The 17117-nt window shown below is 62.2% G+C and carries 22 protein-coding genes; 17 read left to right on the top strand and 5 right to left on the bottom strand.

What is annotated here, in order from left to right:
- The 5 genes from AC2FNE_RS22590 to AC2FNE_RS22570 all read right to left on the bottom strand — a co-directional run.
- Nucleotides 1–832 (bottom strand): recombinase family protein (locus AC2FNE_RS22590; RefSeq protein WP_496806354.1); only part of this gene is annotated, 832 nt, incomplete at its 3' end.
- 2 nt (nt 833–834) lie between these two features.
- Nucleotides 835–1332, bottom strand: a complete 498-nt coding sequence (locus AC2FNE_RS22585; RefSeq protein WP_496806353.1) for a DUF2924 domain-containing protein — start codon at nt 1330–1332, stop codon at nt 835–837.
- On the bottom strand, nt 1316–1564 hold the full coding sequence (locus AC2FNE_RS22580; RefSeq protein ID WP_496806352.1) for a hypothetical protein: 249 nt from the start codon (nt 1562–1564) through the stop codon (nt 1316–1318). Before AC2FNE_RS22580 ends, AC2FNE_RS22585 begins: the two co-directional genes overlap by 17 nt.
- 165 nt (nt 1565–1729) lie before the next feature.
- Nucleotides 1730–2647, bottom strand: coding sequence for an ImmA/IrrE family metallo-endopeptidase (locus AC2FNE_RS22575; protein ID WP_496806351.1), 918 nt, complete (start codon nt 2645–2647; stop codon nt 1730–1732).
- Nucleotides 2644–3069 carry a helix-turn-helix domain-containing protein gene (locus AC2FNE_RS22570; RefSeq protein ID WP_496806350.1) on the bottom strand — a complete coding sequence of 142 codons (426 nt, stop codon included), beginning with the start codon at nt 3067–3069 and terminating at the stop codon, nt 2644–2646. The genes AC2FNE_RS22575 and AC2FNE_RS22570 overlap by 4 nt, the downstream gene beginning before the upstream one ends.
- Before the next feature lie 63 nt (nt 3070–3132).
- Here AC2FNE_RS22570 and AC2FNE_RS22565 point away from each other — a divergent pair, with 63 nt between their 5' ends.
- The 17 genes from AC2FNE_RS22565 to AC2FNE_RS22485 all read left to right on the top strand — a co-directional run.
- Nucleotides 3133–4359: a hypothetical protein gene (locus AC2FNE_RS22565; RefSeq protein WP_496806349.1), complete on the top strand. Its 1227-nt coding sequence runs from the start codon at nt 3133–3135 to the stop codon at nt 4357–4359.
- Nucleotides 4352–5281 (top strand): hypothetical protein, encoded by a 930-nt coding sequence (locus tag AC2FNE_RS22560; protein WP_496806348.1) that lies wholly within the window; start codon nt 4352–4354, stop codon nt 5279–5281. The genes AC2FNE_RS22565 and AC2FNE_RS22560 overlap by 8 nt, the downstream gene beginning before the upstream one ends.
- 192 nt (nt 5282–5473) lie before the next feature.
- Nucleotides 5474–6022: a hypothetical protein gene (locus AC2FNE_RS22555; RefSeq protein WP_496806347.1), complete on the top strand. Its 549-nt coding sequence runs from the start codon at nt 5474–5476 to the stop codon at nt 6020–6022.
- Between the two features lie 233 nt (nt 6023–6255).
- Nucleotides 6256–6465 (top strand): helix-turn-helix transcriptional regulator, encoded by a 210-nt coding sequence (locus tag AC2FNE_RS22550; RefSeq protein WP_036175309.1) that lies wholly within the window; start codon nt 6256–6258, stop codon nt 6463–6465.
- A 10-nt stretch (nt 6466–6475) separates the two neighbouring features.
- The gene (locus tag AC2FNE_RS22545; RefSeq protein WP_496806346.1) at nt 6476–6961 is read left to right on the top strand and encodes a hypothetical protein; all 486 of its coding nucleotides are present in this window, start codon (nt 6476–6478) and stop codon (nt 6959–6961) included.
- Complete coding sequence (locus AC2FNE_RS22540; protein ID WP_496806345.1) at nt 6961–7707, top strand: ATP-binding protein; 747 nt, start codon at nt 6961–6963, stop codon at nt 7705–7707. Before AC2FNE_RS22545 ends, AC2FNE_RS22540 begins: the two co-directional genes overlap by 1 nt.
- Before the next feature lie 18 nt (nt 7708–7725).
- On the top strand, nt 7726–8223 hold the full coding sequence (locus AC2FNE_RS22535) for a DUF669 domain-containing protein (protein ID WP_137703158.1): 498 nt from the start codon (nt 7726–7728) through the stop codon (nt 8221–8223).
- 64 nt (nt 8224–8287) lie between these two features.
- On the top strand, nt 8288–8647 hold the full coding sequence (locus AC2FNE_RS22530) for a hypothetical protein (RefSeq protein ID WP_496806344.1): 360 nt from the start codon (nt 8288–8290) through the stop codon (nt 8645–8647).
- Nucleotides 8647–9594, top strand: coding sequence for a PDDEXK family nuclease (locus tag AC2FNE_RS22525; protein WP_496806343.1), 948 nt, complete (start codon nt 8647–8649; stop codon nt 9592–9594). The genes AC2FNE_RS22530 and AC2FNE_RS22525 overlap by 1 nt, the downstream gene beginning before the upstream one ends.
- Nucleotides 9588–11327: a DEAD/DEAH box helicase gene (locus AC2FNE_RS22520; RefSeq protein WP_496806342.1), complete on the top strand. Its 1740-nt coding sequence runs from the start codon at nt 9588–9590 to the stop codon at nt 11325–11327. The genes AC2FNE_RS22525 and AC2FNE_RS22520 overlap by 7 nt, the downstream gene beginning before the upstream one ends.
- Complete coding sequence (locus AC2FNE_RS22515; protein ID WP_496806341.1) at nt 11324–11548, top strand: DUF6511 domain-containing protein; 225 nt, start codon at nt 11324–11326, stop codon at nt 11546–11548. The genes AC2FNE_RS22520 and AC2FNE_RS22515 overlap by 4 nt, the downstream gene beginning before the upstream one ends.
- Nucleotides 11548–13818, top strand: coding sequence for a DUF3987 domain-containing protein (locus AC2FNE_RS22510; protein WP_496806340.1), 2271 nt, complete (start codon nt 11548–11550; stop codon nt 13816–13818). Before AC2FNE_RS22515 ends, AC2FNE_RS22510 begins: the two co-directional genes overlap by 1 nt.
- Before the next feature lie 384 nt (nt 13819–14202).
- Nucleotides 14203–14688 (top strand): hypothetical protein, encoded by a 486-nt coding sequence (locus AC2FNE_RS22505; RefSeq protein ID WP_496806339.1) that lies wholly within the window; start codon nt 14203–14205, stop codon nt 14686–14688.
- Entirely contained in the window at nt 14685–14882 is a 198-nt protein-coding gene (locus AC2FNE_RS22500; protein ID WP_496806338.1) for a hypothetical protein, read from the top strand. Before AC2FNE_RS22505 ends, AC2FNE_RS22500 begins: the two co-directional genes overlap by 4 nt.
- Nucleotides 14875–15255 carry a DUF6362 family protein gene (locus tag AC2FNE_RS22495; RefSeq protein ID WP_127657533.1) on the top strand — a complete coding sequence of 127 codons (381 nt, stop codon included), beginning with the start codon at nt 14875–14877 and terminating at the stop codon, nt 15253–15255. The genes AC2FNE_RS22500 and AC2FNE_RS22495 overlap by 8 nt, the downstream gene beginning before the upstream one ends.
- A 414-nt stretch (nt 15256–15669) precedes the next feature.
- Nucleotides 15670–16923 carry a site-specific DNA-methyltransferase gene (locus tag AC2FNE_RS22490; RefSeq protein WP_496806337.1) on the top strand — a complete coding sequence of 418 codons (1254 nt, stop codon included), beginning with the start codon at nt 15670–15672 and terminating at the stop codon, nt 16921–16923.
- An 8-nt stretch (nt 16924–16931) separates the two neighbouring features.
- Nucleotides 16932–17117 (top strand): hypothetical protein (locus AC2FNE_RS22485; protein WP_496806336.1); only part of this gene is annotated, 186 nt, incomplete at its 3' end.

Raw genomic sequence — 17117 nt, 5'->3', positions numbered from 1 at the left:
CGCGTTTCCGGGGGCTCTCTTGCAGGATGGCGTGGGCGCGGTCCCAGAGGTCGGCGCCAATGATGGCATCATGCTCGCCGGGATATGCAGTACCCTTGTGGACGGCTTCACCGCGATAAACGCGGTTCTTGAGCAACCGGTAGAGATAGCCCTTGTCGATCAGCGTCCCCTGCTTGTTGCGTGCCTCTTCGCGGCGGAGCTCTCGCGCCAGAACCGTAGCGGATCCAAGTTCGACAAAGCGCTCGAATATCCGCCGAACCTGCACCGCCTCGTCCTCGTTCACGATGAGCTTGCGGTCGACGACATCGTACCCGAGGGGGACATAGCCGCCCATCCACATGCCCTTTTTCCGCGAGGCGGCGACCTTGTCGCGGATCCGCTCGGCCGTGACCTCACGCTCGAACTGCGCGAAGCTGAGCAGGATGTTCAGTGTGAGCCGTCCCATCGATGTTGTCGTATTGAAGGACTGGGTCACCGACACGAAGGTCACGCCGTGCCGGTCGAAAAGCTCGACCAACTTCGAAAAATCCATCAGGGCGCGGCTGAGGCGGTCGATCTTGTAGACCACGATCACATCCACGAGGCCGTCTTCGACATCGGCGATCAGCTGTTTCAACGCCGGGCGGTCGAGCGTGCCACCAGAAAACCCGCCGTCGTCGTAACGCTCGCGCAAGCAGGCCCAGCCCTCGGAGCGCTGACTGGCGATATAAGCCTCGCAGGCCTCGCGCTGCGCATCGAGGCTGTTGAACTCCATGTCGAGCCCTTCCTCGGTGGACTTGCGGGTGTAGATCGCGCAGCGCAAGCGGCGGTTCGGACTTGTTTTGCTGTCCATGGTCAAACCTCCCGCGAACCGGTTTGCAGGCCGAAGAAACGGTAGCCGTTCCAGCGCGTACCAGTGATCTCGCGAGCAACGCCGGAGAGCGACTTGTACTTACGGCCCTCCCAATCGAACCCGTCCTTAAGCACGGTCACCGTATGCTCGACGCCGTTCCAGTCGCGGATGAGCTGCGTGCCCGGGACGGGATTGCGAGGATCCGTGATCTGATGCTTGCGACGCGCGATTCCTTCGACCTCGTCGGCGAGCAGATCGAGCATGCGTCGGGTTTCGCGATCTGGCCCGCCATAGGTCAGTTCCTGAATGCGATAGGCGAGCCGACCCACCAAGAACGCGCGGCTGTTGTTGGGCGCTGAGCTGCCCATCAGGGTTTCCCATTCGGCCTTCAATTCCTTGACGGACAAGATCTTCAATGCGGCCAGGCGCGACAGGACCGTTTGATCCAGGCTGGCATCCTGGCCCGGCGCAGGTGGTGTTATCTTACTCTGATGCTTCATCAATTCCTCCGATGCGGATACGTTTCCTGCGACGACCACCGCTCTTTCGGGGCGGTAAGTCCACGAAACGGTCTCCAGTTTCGGCAGATAAAGAACTGGACTTCTCAGCCAGAACACGAACCAAGCCGGCAGCGAGGATGTGGCCGATTTCTTCGAGGCGCGCCTCAGGCGACATGCGCTCAGGGCACAGGGGATTGGGCCCGGAAATCGGGCCTTTTGGATCGAATGACATGGCGACTTTTCGCGATTGAGATGATGCCCGAATGGTATCGCGAAATCAGGAAAACACAAGTAAATCAATAATTTGTGGAATTCTGCGACCTGTGCGAAGAGCCGCGCAAATCTGCGTATGCGCTTTGTCAGTTCATTGGCCGTCCTAACCGGGCCTCATGGCGAATCACCGCCCGGAACCGCCCATGAATTTGTCGAACGCATCGACGGTAGCCTCTTCCTCGAGCTCGGCCATCTCCCAACGCAAGGGCGCCTGGTCGGGATAGAGCAGCAGTGAGATCGACATTTCGTTTCCCGGGGAGAACACCGTCATCTCGCGGACCGGTTCGTTGCCCAGCCAGACCCCGGCCGAATGCTCAACGCCGTGGCGACCTGTGTCCCAATCGACTTCCTGCGCCGCCAATGACACTGCGGGCAATTCCGTCACGACTTGGCGTGCCCGGTAGAAGATCCCGGACTTCAACAGGGGTTCGCTGGACCAGGCCCAGTCGATGAAGCCTTCCTTGCCAACCACGATCATCGCGCGCTTGTCGGTGATCGTCATCCATTTCAGGATCGCGGCGGTGAGCGATACGGCATATCGATCTGCGAGTTCGGTCATCACGTCGATGTCGACGATCCGTCCTTTGATCTGTGCGCGGAAATCGTCCAGCGGCATCAGCAGGTAGGAGGCGAATGTGTTTGCCTCCGCCTCGATCTTGTTCCGAGCCTCATCCCAATCGGCCATGTTGCGGTTGGTGCATTGCAGTCCCTGTGGATGCAGCTGCCGGTGCAGGAGGTAGTGGCCCAGCTCATGGGCCAGCGTGAAGTTGCGCCGTCCTGGCGAGCGGACCGTCTCGTTATAGATGATGCCCCACTCTCCGGAACCGTCAGGATTGGGCGTCAGCATGCCTTCGATGCCCTTGGACAGGTCCAGCCCGCCGACCATTGTGATCGGCGCGTCCGGAAAGACCTGACGCGAGAAGTCCTGCGCGAGCCCCGCCACATCGATGGGGAACCGAGGCAGGCCATGGGCTGCTTGGTGCAGCGACAGGATCTGCGTCAGGCGGATCGCCCAACCCTGTGGTGTCGTGGGCAGGCTCAATCCTTCTTTCCCCACATATCGATCATCTGGTTGATTTTCTGTTGGTCTTCGGGATCGAGCTTGCTGAACTTGCGGAAAAACGCCTCTTTCAGAACCTCGTCACCGGGCTCCTCGCTATCATCGAGGAGGTAGTCGGTCGTGACCTCCAGTGCCTGGGCAATGCGGGTCAGCTTCTCGCCGGATGGTTTTCGTGTATCGCGGTTCTCGAGCTCCCAAAGATAGCTTTTGCTGGAGGCGGTCAGCGCCGCGAGTTTGTCGAGGGAGTATCCCTTCTCCTTGCGGTGGCGCTTGATCTTGGCACCGAGGGACGTGGTCATCGTATCATCCTTGGTTTCCTTGGTCAGAGGACGTTTGTTCGATATGCCGAACAAAATTGTGCCGCGCAAGTAGACCTGACGCTTTGTTCGGTATACATCGAACATGATCGTATCGCATCTTCGCGATTCTGTCGTCCTCCTCCCTCCCAGGCTTAGAAAGGCCACGTCATGACAGCGATTGCTTCCTTCCTCCGCAAAACCCCGATTCCCCGGCTGCAGGACTATTTTACCGCAGGCGGCTTCACCTCCCTTCCTCCGGTCGACTGGACCAAACCCGAGCCGGAGGTTGTCGAGCCTTTAATCAAGGCCGTCGACGACATGGACGAGGCTGAAAAGCAGCGCGTCATCCTTGACGCTGGGCGCGTTGCCGCCCTCGCGGATGAGCCCGGACAGAATGCCTTGCAGAATGTCGTGCTGGATCGCGGGACGTTCGACACGCTCGAGGGCCCCAACAATCGGTCACTCTGGGTGTTCTTGAACGAGGCGGACCGCTTCCGGCTGGCCGAAGAGGTCCGCTATAACGACGAGCGTCGGCGTGGGCGGTCCTGGAGCGGCTTCGGTGTCGATGAAGGTCTGGACGTAAAGAAAGACCCGATCTCGATTGCGGCCTTCACTGCCGCGATCCGTGAACGGTTCGAAACGCCCAACGTGCATGTCGACATCTTTGATCGCCACCGGGTGATCCTTGATGGTGAAGAATGCGAACTCGTTCAGGTGGCCGTCTACCGTGAGGGCCGCCCCGAGGACATGCTGGGTTTCGACGCCGACAGCACCTTGTCACGTCGCATCGTCAAGCCCGTATTTGAGGCTGCGCTGACCTATGAGGCAGCGACCGGCGTGATCGAGGTCGTGGCCAAGACCCGTGAGGATCGTATGGATCTCACGCGTTTCATGGCGCGGGATCTGCTCGGCATTACCATTGACGAAAAGCAACAGCTGCCGCTGCGGGAATACGATCTCAGCATGCTTCTTCAGCCGTTCGATTTTCCGACCGATCCGGCAGACGGAATCGCCGGCGTTACCGTCAAGGAATTGCGGTTGATGGATCTCGGCGATGCAAAGGAACGCATCACGCTGGAATCCATGTCGGGCGCAGACCGGACGATCTGGCAGATGGCCGAGCATCGCATTGGTCTGGACATCGGCGGAGGGTCCTTCGCCCACGGGGTTACCGGTGAGGTGCCAGAGTGGGTGATCACCCGGGCGCGTTTCACGATCAAGTTCCACCCCGGTCCATCCGGCGGGCGCGGCAAGTCTCTGTCTCTGACCGTGACCATGCCGCATGGCTGCAACCTGAAGGACATGACGCCGCAAGAGCGCCTGATCGGCGAGAAGTACCTGCGGCTCTGGGGCATCCTGAAAGATGACAGCGACGAAGGCGACGTCCTTGAGTAAGCGTGCGATCGACCTTCTGCTGCGGGCCATGGAAGCCCGCAGCCCGTCGCTTCAGGTATCGGCGCTGCACCAGATCTCGCGCGCTGCGACAGACGCATTGTTTAAGGCCAACCTGCTGGTTCCGAGCGGGCATGTCCCGGTCGTTGCGGGTATGGACGACTACGAAGATGAGCCGTTTGAGGCGACGTGGTCGGCCGAACTGCAATCGTACGGCTATCACGATAGCATTGGCCGATGGATCATGGTGACCGATCAGGACATCGCGGCGTGCAGGGTCGACTATGGTCTGGCCCTCGCCAAGATGCTGGTGGCGTTCGAGCGTGCCGGGCCCTCCCGTCCGACACCCTTGATCGCCGATCTCATCTGGGATGTGGGAACCATCAAGCTTGCCGGAGCGAAAGCTCCGGTTCCCGTCTGGTTCGCCCGACGGCTCAGCGACCCGGGGATCTGGGCGCAGCTCGAAGCTCTCATCGGACGCAGGCCTCCACAGGAAATCCGCATCATCCTGACCTCGACGGCCGGTGGGTATTTCCCGGAGACCTCCCAGAAGCGAAATCACATCATCAATGTTGCGGATGTCGCGGGTGATCCCACCAAGCTCGCGATCTCACCGCAGATCCTCGGGGCGGGGGTGTTCCCCGGGCAGGCGCAGCGACGGTTCCCGATAGATCATTCGGATGACTGCGGGCTCGTTTGGCATGGTGACAAGACCCTCAGCTTCGGTGGCGACAAACAGCGGCTGCTTCTACAGATCTTGTTTGCCGCCTACTGGTCCGGTTCACCGGTTCTGCGGGTTGCAGCGGTGCTGGAAGAGGCAGGATATGGTGGCCAGGTCAACTCGCTCAAGAAAGCCTTTGGCCGACGTGATGATTGGCAAACCTTCATCAGATTTGACGATGGCAACTGCTGGATTGAGCCGTGATTGATGTTTCGCCCGAATTTGGCAGGCCTCACACTTGAAATGAGAATGTGTCGCCTTTACGTCTGACGTGACGGTCGGGTTGAAGATCCCGGAGTCATGCGTGAATGCCGGAAGGCTGCAGCGCGGCAGGGGAACCTGCAAAGAGCGATGGCGCAAGCCGTCTGAAACAGTTCTAAATGAAAGGAAAAGCTCATGCCTCAGCATGATACTCCGAAGTATTCTCCCCACCTTCACTGCATCTTTGATGAACCTACTCCGGCCGGTCACATCGGTCGCGGCACGCACTATTCCGTAGTCCAAGCGCTGTCTTGGCGATCGGAAAAAGGCGAATTGCGTCAGCAGGCTTCTGTCCAAAACGTCGCGATCATCTGGGATGAAGACCATGATGAGCGGATCATTCCATGCGTGGAGGCGCTGTTAATGGCTGGCCTTCTGCACGCAGTATCCATGATCGGCGAGCGGAAGGGCGGCGTGACCGTCGTGTTCAACTCGATGTCTGCTGCCCGTCTGAGCGATAACCAGAAGCGCGCCTACCGGGAAGAGGTTACCCGGGTCATCAACGAGGTGGTCGACGCCGAGCATGGGGACTCTTGGGCCATCACCTTTGGCGAGATGACCGATGTCCCGTCTTTGGCGGAGGACGGATATGAGATATTCCATCAGTATCTGATCCAAGACGATGTGCATAAGGTTGAAACCTATATCCGTAACATCAACTACCTTTGGGATATCGACGCGTAGCCTGTCGGTTACTGCTGGCACGCATCCAAGAAGCTCTTGGCAGCAAGCCATTTTAGATTACGCCGCGTCTGCATGATTTTTGAGAAAGGCCGTCCTTGGGGCGGCCTTTTTTGATTTCGGCGCGGAGATCTTTTCGAACTTCCAGTTTGCCTCCCGGCTGCCTCCCCGGTGCCTCCCACCTCCTCCGCGATGTTGGTCCCGCAACTGTTCGCACAATCCCCAAGGAGGTTCACATGGCGACAAGGCACCTTTCCCAGATCGAGCTGGCGGCTCGCTGGAACATCTCGCACCGGACGTTGGAGCGTTGGCGGTGGACGGGCGAAGGCCCGAAATTCATCAAGCTCGGAGGCCGCGTGATCTACCGCCTCGAAGATGTCGAGGCATTCGAGGCCGAGCAGATCCGCGGCGCAGACGGCGAACCCCATCGCCCGATGTCGGCGTAAGGGGGCTGCAATGACGATCCCTAACCACATCACCCTCGCGGATATTCCCGCCATGCCCGTCGGCGAGATCGCCGCGCTTTCCGCAGACCAACTGGCGTTGCTGCAAGAGACGGCACAGCAAGACCTCCAGCGGGCCAAGACGGTGTCCGACTGGCTCGAAGGCGCGATCGCCTTGAAATATGCCGACCGCGCCCATGACAACCGCCAGGAGGCGGGCAAGGACACCGGCACGATCCGGTTCGAGGATGACGGCGTCACCGTGATCGCTGATCTGCCAAAACGCATCGATTGGGATCAGCGCGCGCTGGCAGAACTGGCCGAAACCATCGCCGCATCGGGCGAAAACCCTGCCGAGTTCATCGAGACCACGCTGAAGGTGTCGGAACGCAAATACGCCGCGCTCCCGGAGAGCTGGCGTAAGGGCTTCGAGCCCGCGCGCACGGTCCGCACCGGAAAGCCCAAGTTCCGCCTCGTGCTGAACGAGGAGGTGCGCTGATGGCCATTTCGCTCGCTTCCCTGCGCACAGCTTCGGTGCTTCAGCCGCCGCGTATCCTGATCCACGGCGTGGCCGGGGTGGGCAAATCCACCTTCGCGGCCGATGCCGACCGGCCCGTCTTCCTCATGACCGAGGATGGCCTGGGCAAGCTGCAGGTCCCACATTTCCCGCTCGCGACCAGCTATGCGGAGGTGTCCGAGGCCCTCGATGCGCTCTCGAACGAGGACCACGATTTCGGCACGGTCGTCGTCGACAGCGTCGACTGGCTGGAGCCGCTGATCTGGGCCGAGGCCTGCAAACGCAACGGCTGGGCCTCGATCGAGACGCCGGGGTTCGGGAAGGGCTATGCCGAGGCGCTGACCATCTGGCGTGAATATCTCGACAAGCTCAACGCGCTGCGCGACCGCAAAGGCATGGTGGTCATCCAGATCGCCCATACCGACATCAAGCGTTTCGATAGCCCCGAGCACGAGCCCTACGACCGCTATGTGATCAAGCTGCAGACCCGCGCCTCGGCGCTGCTGCAGGAGCATTCGGACGTGGTGCTCTTCGCCAACTATCAGATCTCGGTCGCGAAATCCGATGTCGGCTTCAACAAGAAGGTGACCCGGGCGCTCGGGTCCGGTGCGCGCGTCATGCACACCGAAGAGCGCCCCGCCTTCCTCGCCAAGAACCGTTACGGCCTGCCGGACACCCTGCCGCTTTCATGGTCGGAGTTCCTCGCAGCCATGCCGCAGCCTGAATAATCCAGAAAGGACAATACCATGGCACGTTTCGATACGTCCTTCGACGCGACCGGCGTCGAGCCCACCACCGCATACGAGGTTCTTCCCGCAGGCAAGTACCGCGCCCAGATCGTCGAAAGCGAGATGCGCGTGACACGCAATGGCATGGGCCAATTCCTGTGGCTGATGCTCGATATCCTGGAGGGCGAACACAAGGGTCGGAAGATCTTTGACCAGCTGAACCTGGTGAACCCGAACCCAACCACGGTCGAAATCGCGCAGCGGACGCTTTCGGCGATCTGTCACGCCACCGGCAAGATGCAGGTCAGTGACAGCGAGGAGCTGCATCTCATCCCGATGACCATTCAGGTGACGGTCAAACCGCCCAAGAACGGCTACGGCGAGAGCAACGGCATTCGCTACCTGCTGCCCGAGCCCGGAGCGGCGGCCCAGCAAGCTGCGACACCGCCCAATGGCGGGAGCGCCTCCACGCCGCCTGCGAAAATGGCCTCCGCGCCCTGGAACAAGAAGGGCTGAGCCTTCGCGCTGCCCTGCGCCCTGACTGACGGGGCAGCGCGCAACCCCATCTGAGGATACTCCTATGACTGAATTGACCAACGCAGCCGCGGCTGCGACCAGCCCCGGTTTGCCTGATGATCAGCGCCGGCTGATCGAGCTCGACGATGCCATCGCCAAGATCCGCACGCAGATCGCCACGGCCGACCTTGCGCGGCAACGCGGTCAGAAGCCAATCGATCCAGACTGGTTCCACCGGGCCCGCACGGCCCTGCGCCACCTGTGCCGTGAGCGCGCGGAACTGCTCGCCCAGGGCACCGGCCGCCGTCGCCGCGAAAAACTCAAGGACGCGCTGATCGGCGTCCTGCGCGAACGCCACGACCCCAAAACATGGGACGGTATTCTGGCCGAAGCCCAGGCCCGTAGCGAACGGGAGGGACTGTGATGGCAGAACTTCCCGAAGCCCCCACGCCCACGCTGACGGCGATCTATGCGGACTACGAGGCCCGGCAGGGCGATGGTTTCCGCGACCACCTCGGGGCGTCGATCATCGGCAAATCCTGTGCCCGGGCGCTGTGGTACGATTTCCGCTGGATCACGCCGGCACGCCATTCCGGCCGCCTGCTGCGCCTCTTTGAAACGGGCCAGTTGGAAGAGGACCGGCTCGTGCGCAACCTGCGTGCCACCGGGGCGACCGTGCTCGAGGTCGATCCGGAGACCGGTCGCCAGTTCCGAGTCGAGGCCCATGGCGGGCATTTCGGCGGCTCACTCGACGGCGTGGCCCTCGGGCTCCTGGAGGCGCCGAAGACCTGGCATGTGCTGGAATTCAAGACCCACTCGGTCAAGAGCTTCAACGAGTTGACCGCCACGGGCGTCGTTCTGGCCAAACCCCAACACGCCGCGCAGATGCAGATCTACATGCACCTGACGGGCATCACGCGCGCTCTCTACGTCGCGGTCTGCAAGGACACGGACGCGCTGCATATCGAGCGCATCGAGGTCGACCGCACCATGGCCGAACGCCTTCTTGAGAAGGCGGGGCGCATCATCTTCGCCCAGCATCCGCCTGCGCGGATCAGCGAGGATCCGGCCTGGTTCGAATGCCGGTTCTGCGATCACCATGCTGCTTGCCACGAAGGTGGCGATGGGGTCGCGGTGACCTGCCGGTCCTGCCTGCATGCGACGCCAGTTGATGGCGGTTGGCACTGTGTGCGCCACGACCGGATCCTCGCACCGGCGGAGCAACGCGCCGCCTGCGGCCGCCATCTCTTCATCCCCGACCTCATCCCGGGCGAGATCACCGATGCGGGCGACGATGTCGTCACCTACCGCATGGCGGACGGCTCGACCTGGACCAATGACGCCCGTTCCCCGGAGGCCGCGCCATGCTGACCCTGCGCCCGTATCAAGAAGCCGCGATCACCTCGATCTACGGCTATTTCCAGACCCATACCGGCAATCCGCTGGTCGTCATCCCGACCGCAGGAGGCAAGTCGCTCGTCATGGCGTCCTTCATCGAGGGCGTGCTAAAGGCCTGGCCCGATCAGCGCATCCTGATCGTGACCCATGTGCGCGAGTTGATCGCCCAGAACCATGCCGAGATGATCGGCCTCTGGCCGGACGCCCCGGCGGGCATCTATTCGGCGGGCCTCGGCAAGCGCGAGGCGCATGCGCGGATTCTCTTCGCGGGCATCCAGTCGATCCACCGCCGCGCGGCCGAGATCGGCCATACTGATCTGGTGCTGATCGACGAGGCGCATCTGATCCCCGGCAAATCGAGCACGATGTATCGGCGCTTCCTCGACGCGCTGAAGGGGATCAACCCGGCGCTCAAGGTGATCGGGCTGACCGCCACGCCGTTCCGGCTCGACTGCGGGATGCTGCACGAGGGGCAGAATGCGCTCTTCACCGACATCGCCTATGAGGCTCCGGTCCGCGAGCTGATCGACGCGGGGTATCTGAGCCCTCTGGTCTCGAAGCAGCCCGCCACCCGGCTGGATGTATCGAAGGTGGGCACCCGCGCTGGCGATTTCATTGCGCGCGATCTGGCGGCGGCGGTCGACCAAGACGCCATCACCCGCGCGGCCGTGACCGAGATCATCGAGCATGGCCGCGATCGGAAATCCTGGCTGGCCTTCTGTTCGGGCGTCGAGCATGCGCGCCATGTGGCGGAGGAATTCGGCCGCCAGGGCATCAGCTGCCGCACGATCTTTGGCGACACGCCGAAGGACGAGCGCGATGCGATCCTTGCCGCCTTCAAGCGCGGCGAAATCCGGGCGCTGGCCTCGATGGGCGTGCTGACCACCGGCTTCAACGCGCCGGGCGTCGACCTGATCGCGCTCCTGCGTCCCACGCAATCGGCCGGGCTCTATGTGCAGATGGTCGGGCGCGGCACCCGCCTCGCGCCGGGCAAGGAGAACTGCCTGGTGCTGGACTTCGCCGGCAATGTCCGTCGCCACGGGCCAATCGACCTCGTTCGGCCCAAGCGCCCCGGCGACGGTGGCGGGGGTGAGGCACCGACCAAGGTGTGCCCGGACTGCGATAGCATTGTCGCGCTCTCGGCGGCGGAATGCCCGGATTGCGGCTATGTGTTCCCGCCGCGTGAGGTGAAGATCGCGCCGACCGCAGCCACTTTGCCCGTCCTTTCGCCCAAGGCACCGCATTGGGTCGCCGTGAGCAACCTGTCCTACAGCCGTCACGACAAGCGGGGCGGTCGGCCCTCGCTGAAAGTGACCTATAGCTGCGGGCTCACGACCTATCAGGAGTGGATCTGCTTTGAGCATCAGGGCTACGCGCGGCGAAAGGCAGAAGACTGGTGGCGCAAACGCGCACCCGGTCAGCCTATGCCGCGCAGTGTGAACGAGGCCCTGACGCTGTCCCGCAGCTTGGCACGTCCCAGCCACATCTCGGTCCGTCCGTCGGGTCGCTATTTCGAGATCACCGGCTACAGGTTTGACCCATGCACGTATTCCACAACGGCCTCTGCGCCGTCTGCCACCGGCAACCTCGCGGGCTTGGCTGGTTCGACCCTGTCTTCGCCGTCTCGGACCCGCGACGAGACCAAAGCCGCAAGTTCCTCTGCTGCCGAGCATGTCAGGACATCTGCCATGGGAGGAAGGGTATGATCGATCCCACACCCAACGAGACCGAGGCGATGACCGTCGGCGGTCAGCAGGGCGGTGCCTATCTGGAAAGCATCGGCAAATCCGATCTCGCGACTTTGAGCGCGACCGAATGGGATCAATTCATTGATGTCGTGGTCACCGGGTATTGCGATCACCTGCGCGAGCTTGCCGCGCGGGATCGCACTCGGCTCGACGGTATGGTGCCGGAGGTGCCTTTCTGATGCAGAGCTCCTCCTACATGGCGCGCTACGGCGCGCGGCTTGTCACCAATGGCTACGCCATCCTGCCCATTGCGCCGGGCACCAAGAAGCCCGGCCGTTTCCAGCGTGGCGCCTGGGTGGACTACCCGGAGTGGAACCGCCATGCCGCGCGCCCCACGACCGAGGTCGAAGTCGCGACCTGGTCTGCCTGGCCGGGTTGCGGTGTCGGGCTGGTTGGCGGTGCTGTTGCCGCTATCGACATCGACATTTCTGAAAATGCTGAGCTCGCGTTGAAGATCGAGAAGCTGGCGCGCGATCGCCTTGGTGACACACCAGCGCTGCGGATTGGACGAGCGCCAAAGCGTATGCTGGTCTATCGCGCGGTAGCGCCGTTTCGTGGCATCAAGCGCAATCCACTAGAGGTGCTCTGTCTCGGACAGCAGTTTCTGGCCTACGCCACCCATCCCGACACGGGCGCACCCTATGCTTGGCCCGAGGAGGGGCTGGCGGACCTCGATATTGCCGACCTCCCGGCTATCACGGCCGATGAGGCGTTGGGATTTCTGGAGGCAGCCCAGGCGATGCTGCCAGAAGGTCTCGTGCAGCGCGGGTTGGCGGTGACGCCCTCAGCGCACCCACATCTCACCGGGCACAGCCAGACAGGCACGCTGCCGGCCATTCAAGCGGCTCTCGAATGGCTGCCAAATGCCGAGCTTGATTACGACAGTTGGATGCGGATCGGCATGGCGCTCAAAGGCGCGCTTGGTGAAGACGGCCAGGATGTCTTTGCGCAATGGTCGGCACAGGCCGCAAAGGACGTACCGGCGATCACGCTCAAGGCCTGGACAAGCTTCAAACCGGACCGGATCGGCGCGGGGTCGATCTACCATCTCGCCTTGGAGCGCGGCTGGAAGCCAGACGCCTCGCTGCGCCTCGATGGATCTACGGACTGCGCGGAAGCCCACCCTGCCGCAGGATTGTTGTCACAGTTGGGCAGCCCATCTGAGCCCGACGCGGAAACGGACAATCACGCCGCCTACACGCTACATATGCCGGACGGGCTGGTCGGGGATCTAACTGCTTACATGCTGTCAACCGCACGGCGACCGCAGCCGCTTTTGTCGCTGGGGGCAAGTCTCTGCGCCATCGGCGCGCTCATGGGCCGGAACTACCGGACCGAGAGCAATCTGCGCTCAAACCTCTACATCGTCGGCATCGCCGATAGCGGGTCGGGCAAGAACCACGCGCGGGAAATCATCAACGAGGTGTTTTTTGAAGCCGGGCTCGCCCATCACCTTGGCGGAAACAAGATCGCTTCGGGGGCAGGCCTCCTGACGGCGCTGCACCGCCAGCCTGCGATCTTGTTTCAGATCGACGAGTTCGGCATGTTCCTGTCGGCTGCCGCGGATCGCAAGCGCAGCCCGCGCCACATCACTGAGATCCTCGACAACATGACCGAGCTCTACACGGCGGCAGGCGGTGTGTTCCTGGGGGCCGAATACGCCAACCGGGACGGCTCGAATGACCGGCGCGACATCAACCAGCCCTGTCTCTGCGTCTATGGCACAACCACGCCCCTGCATTTCTGGGGCGCACTACAGGGTGCGAATGTCGTGGATGGATCGCTCGCCCGGTTTCTCATTCTGCCCAGCGACGAGGATTACCCCGACGAAAACCTCGCGGCGGGTATTCGGCAGACACCTTCCGCGCTGATCCACGGGCTCAAGACCCTGGCGGCTGGGGGTGGTCTGCAAAGCGGCAATCTCACCGGAATGACCCCGGGCCAAGCGACGGCGGTGAACCCGATCACGGTGCCAATGTCGGAGGAGGCAAAAGCCCGTTTCAAGGAGTTGAGTGGCACGCTGACAGAGGAATTGCGAGCGGCCCGCGGCACGGCGTTCACCGCGATCCTTGCCCGGATCGGTGAGAACTCCCTCAAGCTGGCGCTCATCGTGGCCGTCGGTCGCGACCCGGCGCGACCCATGATCGACCTCAACGCGGCGGAATGGGCCATCGATTTCGTGCGGCACTTCGCGGTCAGAACCATGGAAGCCATCGAGCGGCATGTGGCCGATACTGAAACGGAGGCTCACCTGAAGCGACTGAAAGAGATCATTCGCGCGGCAGGTGCCAAGGGCATCACCAAATCCGAGATCACCCGGGCCTCTCAATGGCTGAAGGCGCGGGATCGAGACGAGATCCTGCTGACTTTGATCGAAAGCGGCGACATCACCACCGGCATGCGGGACACTGGGGGGCGTCGGGCCATGGTGTATCGGCTATCTGGCTAGCTTCTTTCAAACGCGGGCTTTCTTCAATTGAAGGAAGTTGAGCATCAAGTGGCTGAAAACATGAATGGTTTTGCCTTCCTTCACTTCTTTCAATCTTTCAAGAGGAGCCTTGTATGTAAGTGTCCTCGCGCGCGCGGCTGGAAACAGGATGACACACCCCATGAAATAATTGAAATATTGAAAGAAGGTATATTACCCATACAGACCAGAGGCTTAGGGCGAGACTTCTTTCAAGCCGCTCGCCTGAAGAAACTGAAAGAAGTGCCGGGCGGATCATTCGCCCAGCACCTGACATGACCAGACCACCCTTCGGGGCCTGGCGAGACCGCAGCCTTCACCGGTTAGCCCTCTCGCCGCGTCCAGCACATCGAAGAGGAGGTCGTCATGACCCAATCACAAATGCTGCGCCCCATCCTGGCGCTCGATCTTGGCACTACCACGGGCTGGGCGCTTCGTGGCTTTGACGGGCTGGTCACCACAGGTACCGCGTCGTTCAAACCCGGCCGCTACGATGGTGGCGGCATGCGCTATCTGCGCTTCACCAATTGGCTCACCGAACTGGATCGGCTGAGCGGCCCTGTCGGCACGATTTGGTTTGAAGAGGTGCGTCGTCACGCCGGGACTGACGCAGCACATGTCTACGGCGGGCTTATGGCGTCCTTGACCTGTTGGGCCGAGCTGCGAGGCATTCCCTACGAGGGTGTGCCCGTCGGAACCATCAAGCGCCACGCCACTGGCAAGGGCAACGCCAACAAAGCTGCCATGATCGCTGCGGCCAAGGCGCGAGGGTTCAGTCCTGCAGATGACAACGAGGCAGATGCCATCGCGATTCTGCATTGGGCGATCGAGACGCAGGGAGGTGCGGCATGAATTACGTCCCCAAAGGCTACGGCGGCCAACGCCGTTCACCCGAAGAGGTCAAGCGTGACGGCTGGCGCGAGCAAGGCGTGCTGGCGGTCTCAGTCGATGACCATCGCCTGACCTGGCCAGAACGCGAACTCCTCGAACAGCTGGGCACCAAGCTTTATGGACCACGCCCCGCTGGGGAGGTGCGCCATGGGTGAGAAGAAGACATGGACTGCCGACGATGTCGCCGACCATTTCGAGGAAGCGTTTCGCACGCTGCGCAAGCTGCCGCCAGTCAAGGCGCGCGGGTATTTCAACGCATGGCCAGACATCGTGCGGTCAGCGCGAGAGATCGCGGCGATGGATCCGCAGCCGATGCGGGTCTGGCCGTCGGCCGCCGCCATCACCCGACTCGAGCAGACCTTCGACTGGGTGCTCTGGATCGAGGAGGAGGAGCGCAAGCTGATCTGGTCTCGCGCCGCCCGTGTGCCTTGGAAACAGATCAGCGGCGAGCTTGGCGTCGACCGCACAACGGCATGGCGCAAGCACAAGCTGGCCTTGACCAAGATCGCGTCTCGGCTGAATGTCTGAGCGACTCCAATATGTTGCAACACTTTTGTGTTCGACACATGCAACATTTCCGTGCTACCCGTAGGGCATGATGGGGAGAGCGCGTTGGAAGACGGCTGTCCCCGTTTTTCGTGTTGGATACTCCTGCGGAAGCCGGGGTCCAGCTGGGGTCCAAGCCGCTAACCCACTGACTTTGCGGTTCCTTCCTGGCCCAAAACGTATACGGGCGGGCGAAGCGCGCAATATCGCTAGCGACAGGGCCGGTTTTTTGGGAAGCCACCCTTAGCAGGCATCCACCCGCGACCCGCTGAAAACCACAACAAAACAAACTCTTGGACCCGGACACCCCGGCGGCCGCTGGACCCTTTGCGGAGTCCAGGCTGGCGGCCGGTGTCCGGAGTCCAAGGGTCCAACCCATTGAGGCGAACCGACATCATGACGCTGAGCTTTGCCCCGGACGCGATCGAGACATGGCCGCTGGCCAAGCTCCAGCCTTATGCAAAAAACGCGAAGGCGCATGGCGCAGGCCAAGTCGCGAAGATCGCCGCCAGCATGGCGGAGTTCGGCTGGACCGTGCCGTGCCTCGTCGCCGATGACGGAGAACTGATCGCAGGCCATGGTCGGGTGCTTGCCGCCACGCAGCTCGGTCTGACCGAAGCTCCTGTGATCGTGCTGGGCCACCTGACCGAGGCGCAGCGTCGGGCCTATCGCATCGCGGACAACAAGCTGACCGAACTCGGGACTTGGGATGAAGCGCTGCTGTCGGCTGAACTCAACGACCTGCTGGCCGAGGACTATGACTTGTCGCTCATCGGTTTCGACGACGCTGAACTCGAGGCGTTGTTGGCCGGAGAGGTCGACCCGGAAATCAACTCCCGCGAAGGCGAGGACAATGTTCCAGCGGCCCCCGAAACCCCGATCAGCCGTTCCGGGGATCTCTGGGTGCTCGGCAAACATCGGCTGCTCTGCGGTGACGCGACAGTGGCCACCGACGTGGACCGTCTGCTCGGTGATGTGACACCGCTGCTGATGGTGACCGATCCGCCCTACGGCGTCGAATACGATCCCGGCTGGCGCAACAAGGCGGGAGCTGCCGCAACCAAGCGCACCGGGAAGGTGCTGAATGACGACCGGGCTGACTGGCGCGAGGCCTGGGCGCTCTTCCCCGGTGATGTGGCCTATGTCTGGCACGGTGCACTGCACGCGACTACGGTCGCCGACAGCCTGACTGCTTCAGGCTTCAACATCCGATCCCAGATCATCTGGGCCAAGGATCGGTTGGTGCTGAGCCGCGGAGATTATCACTGGCAACACGAGCCGTGCCTCTATGCCGTCAAAAAGACCGGCAAGGGCCATTGGGCAGGCGACCGCAAGCAGACGACGCTCTGGCAGATCGCGAACAAGGATCAGGATGCGGAAACCGTGCATGGGACCCAGAAGCCCGTCGAATGCATGCGCCGACCGATACTCAACAATTCCAGCCCCGGCCAGGCGGTCTACGAGCCCTTCATGGGATCGGGCACCACCCTGATCGCGGCCGAGACGACCGATCGCGTCTGCTACGGGATCGAACTCAATCCGGCCTATGTCGATGTCGCCGTGGAGCGCTGGCAGGAGTTCACCGGCCAGGCGGCCGTGCTGGACGGGACCGGCCAGACCTTCGCCGATCTGGCGACAAACCCACGCTGAGGCGATGCATGACCTGGCTTTACCTTCCTCCGGACACGCTTCCGGAGCCGGAGACCTGTTCGGCCTCTCGCTCTGCTCCGGCGCAGGCGGGCTCGACCTCGGGCTCACCATCGCCATGCCCGGATATCGAACTGTGGGCCATGTCGAACGGGAAACCTACGCCGCGGCCATTCTCGTGGCGCGGATGGAAGAGG

It is taken from the genome of Ruegeria sp. YKSD179, assembly GCF_059612885.1.
This window is presented reverse-complemented; position numbering and strand designations above follow the sequence as displayed.

Excerpts from the sequence above, each read along its gene's own strand:
- AC2FNE_RS22585 (WP_496806353.1), bottom strand. The coding sequence starts at position 1,332 with ATGAAGCATCAGAGTAAGATAACACCACCTGCGCCGGGCCAGGATGCC.
- AC2FNE_RS22580 (WP_496806352.1), bottom strand. The coding sequence starts at position 1,564 with ATGTCATTCGATCCAAAAGGCCCGATTTCCGGGCCCAATCCCCTGTGC.
- AC2FNE_RS22570 (WP_496806350.1), bottom strand. The coding sequence starts at position 3,069 with ATGTTCGATGTATACCGAACAAAGCGTCAGGTCTACTTGCGCGGCACA.
- AC2FNE_RS22565 (WP_496806349.1), top strand. The coding sequence starts at position 3,133 with ATGACAGCGATTGCTTCCTTCCTCCGCAAAACCCCGATTCCCCGGCTG.
- AC2FNE_RS22555 (WP_496806347.1), top strand. The coding sequence starts at position 5,474 with ATGCCTCAGCATGATACTCCGAAGTATTCTCCCCACCTTCACTGCATC.
- AC2FNE_RS22550 (WP_036175309.1), top strand. The coding sequence starts at position 6,256 with ATGGCGACAAGGCACCTTTCCCAGATCGAGCTGGCGGCTCGCTGGAAC.
- AC2FNE_RS22545 (WP_496806346.1), top strand. The coding sequence starts at position 6,476 with ATGACGATCCCTAACCACATCACCCTCGCGGATATTCCCGCCATGCCC.
- AC2FNE_RS22540 (WP_496806345.1), top strand. The coding sequence starts at position 6,961 with ATGGCCATTTCGCTCGCTTCCCTGCGCACAGCTTCGGTGCTTCAGCCG.
- AC2FNE_RS22535 (WP_137703158.1), top strand. The coding sequence starts at position 7,726 with ATGGCACGTTTCGATACGTCCTTCGACGCGACCGGCGTCGAGCCCACC.
- AC2FNE_RS22530 (WP_496806344.1), top strand. The coding sequence starts at position 8,288 with ATGACTGAATTGACCAACGCAGCCGCGGCTGCGACCAGCCCCGGTTTG.
- AC2FNE_RS22525 (WP_496806343.1), top strand. The coding sequence starts at position 8,647 with ATGGCAGAACTTCCCGAAGCCCCCACGCCCACGCTGACGGCGATCTAT.
- AC2FNE_RS22520 (WP_496806342.1), top strand. The coding sequence starts at position 9,588 with ATGCTGACCCTGCGCCCGTATCAAGAAGCCGCGATCACCTCGATCTAC.
- AC2FNE_RS22515 (WP_496806341.1), top strand. The coding sequence starts at position 11,324 with ATGATCGATCCCACACCCAACGAGACCGAGGCGATGACCGTCGGCGGT.
- AC2FNE_RS22510 (WP_496806340.1), top strand. The coding sequence starts at position 11,548 with ATGCAGAGCTCCTCCTACATGGCGCGCTACGGCGCGCGGCTTGTCACC.
- AC2FNE_RS22505 (WP_496806339.1), top strand. The coding sequence starts at position 14,203 with ATGACCCAATCACAAATGCTGCGCCCCATCCTGGCGCTCGATCTTGGC.
- AC2FNE_RS22500 (WP_496806338.1), top strand. The coding sequence starts at position 14,685 with ATGAATTACGTCCCCAAAGGCTACGGCGGCCAACGCCGTTCACCCGAA.
- AC2FNE_RS22495 (WP_127657533.1), top strand. The coding sequence starts at position 14,875 with ATGGGTGAGAAGAAGACATGGACTGCCGACGATGTCGCCGACCATTTC.
- AC2FNE_RS22490 (WP_496806337.1), top strand. The coding sequence starts at position 15,670 with ATGACGCTGAGCTTTGCCCCGGACGCGATCGAGACATGGCCGCTGGCC.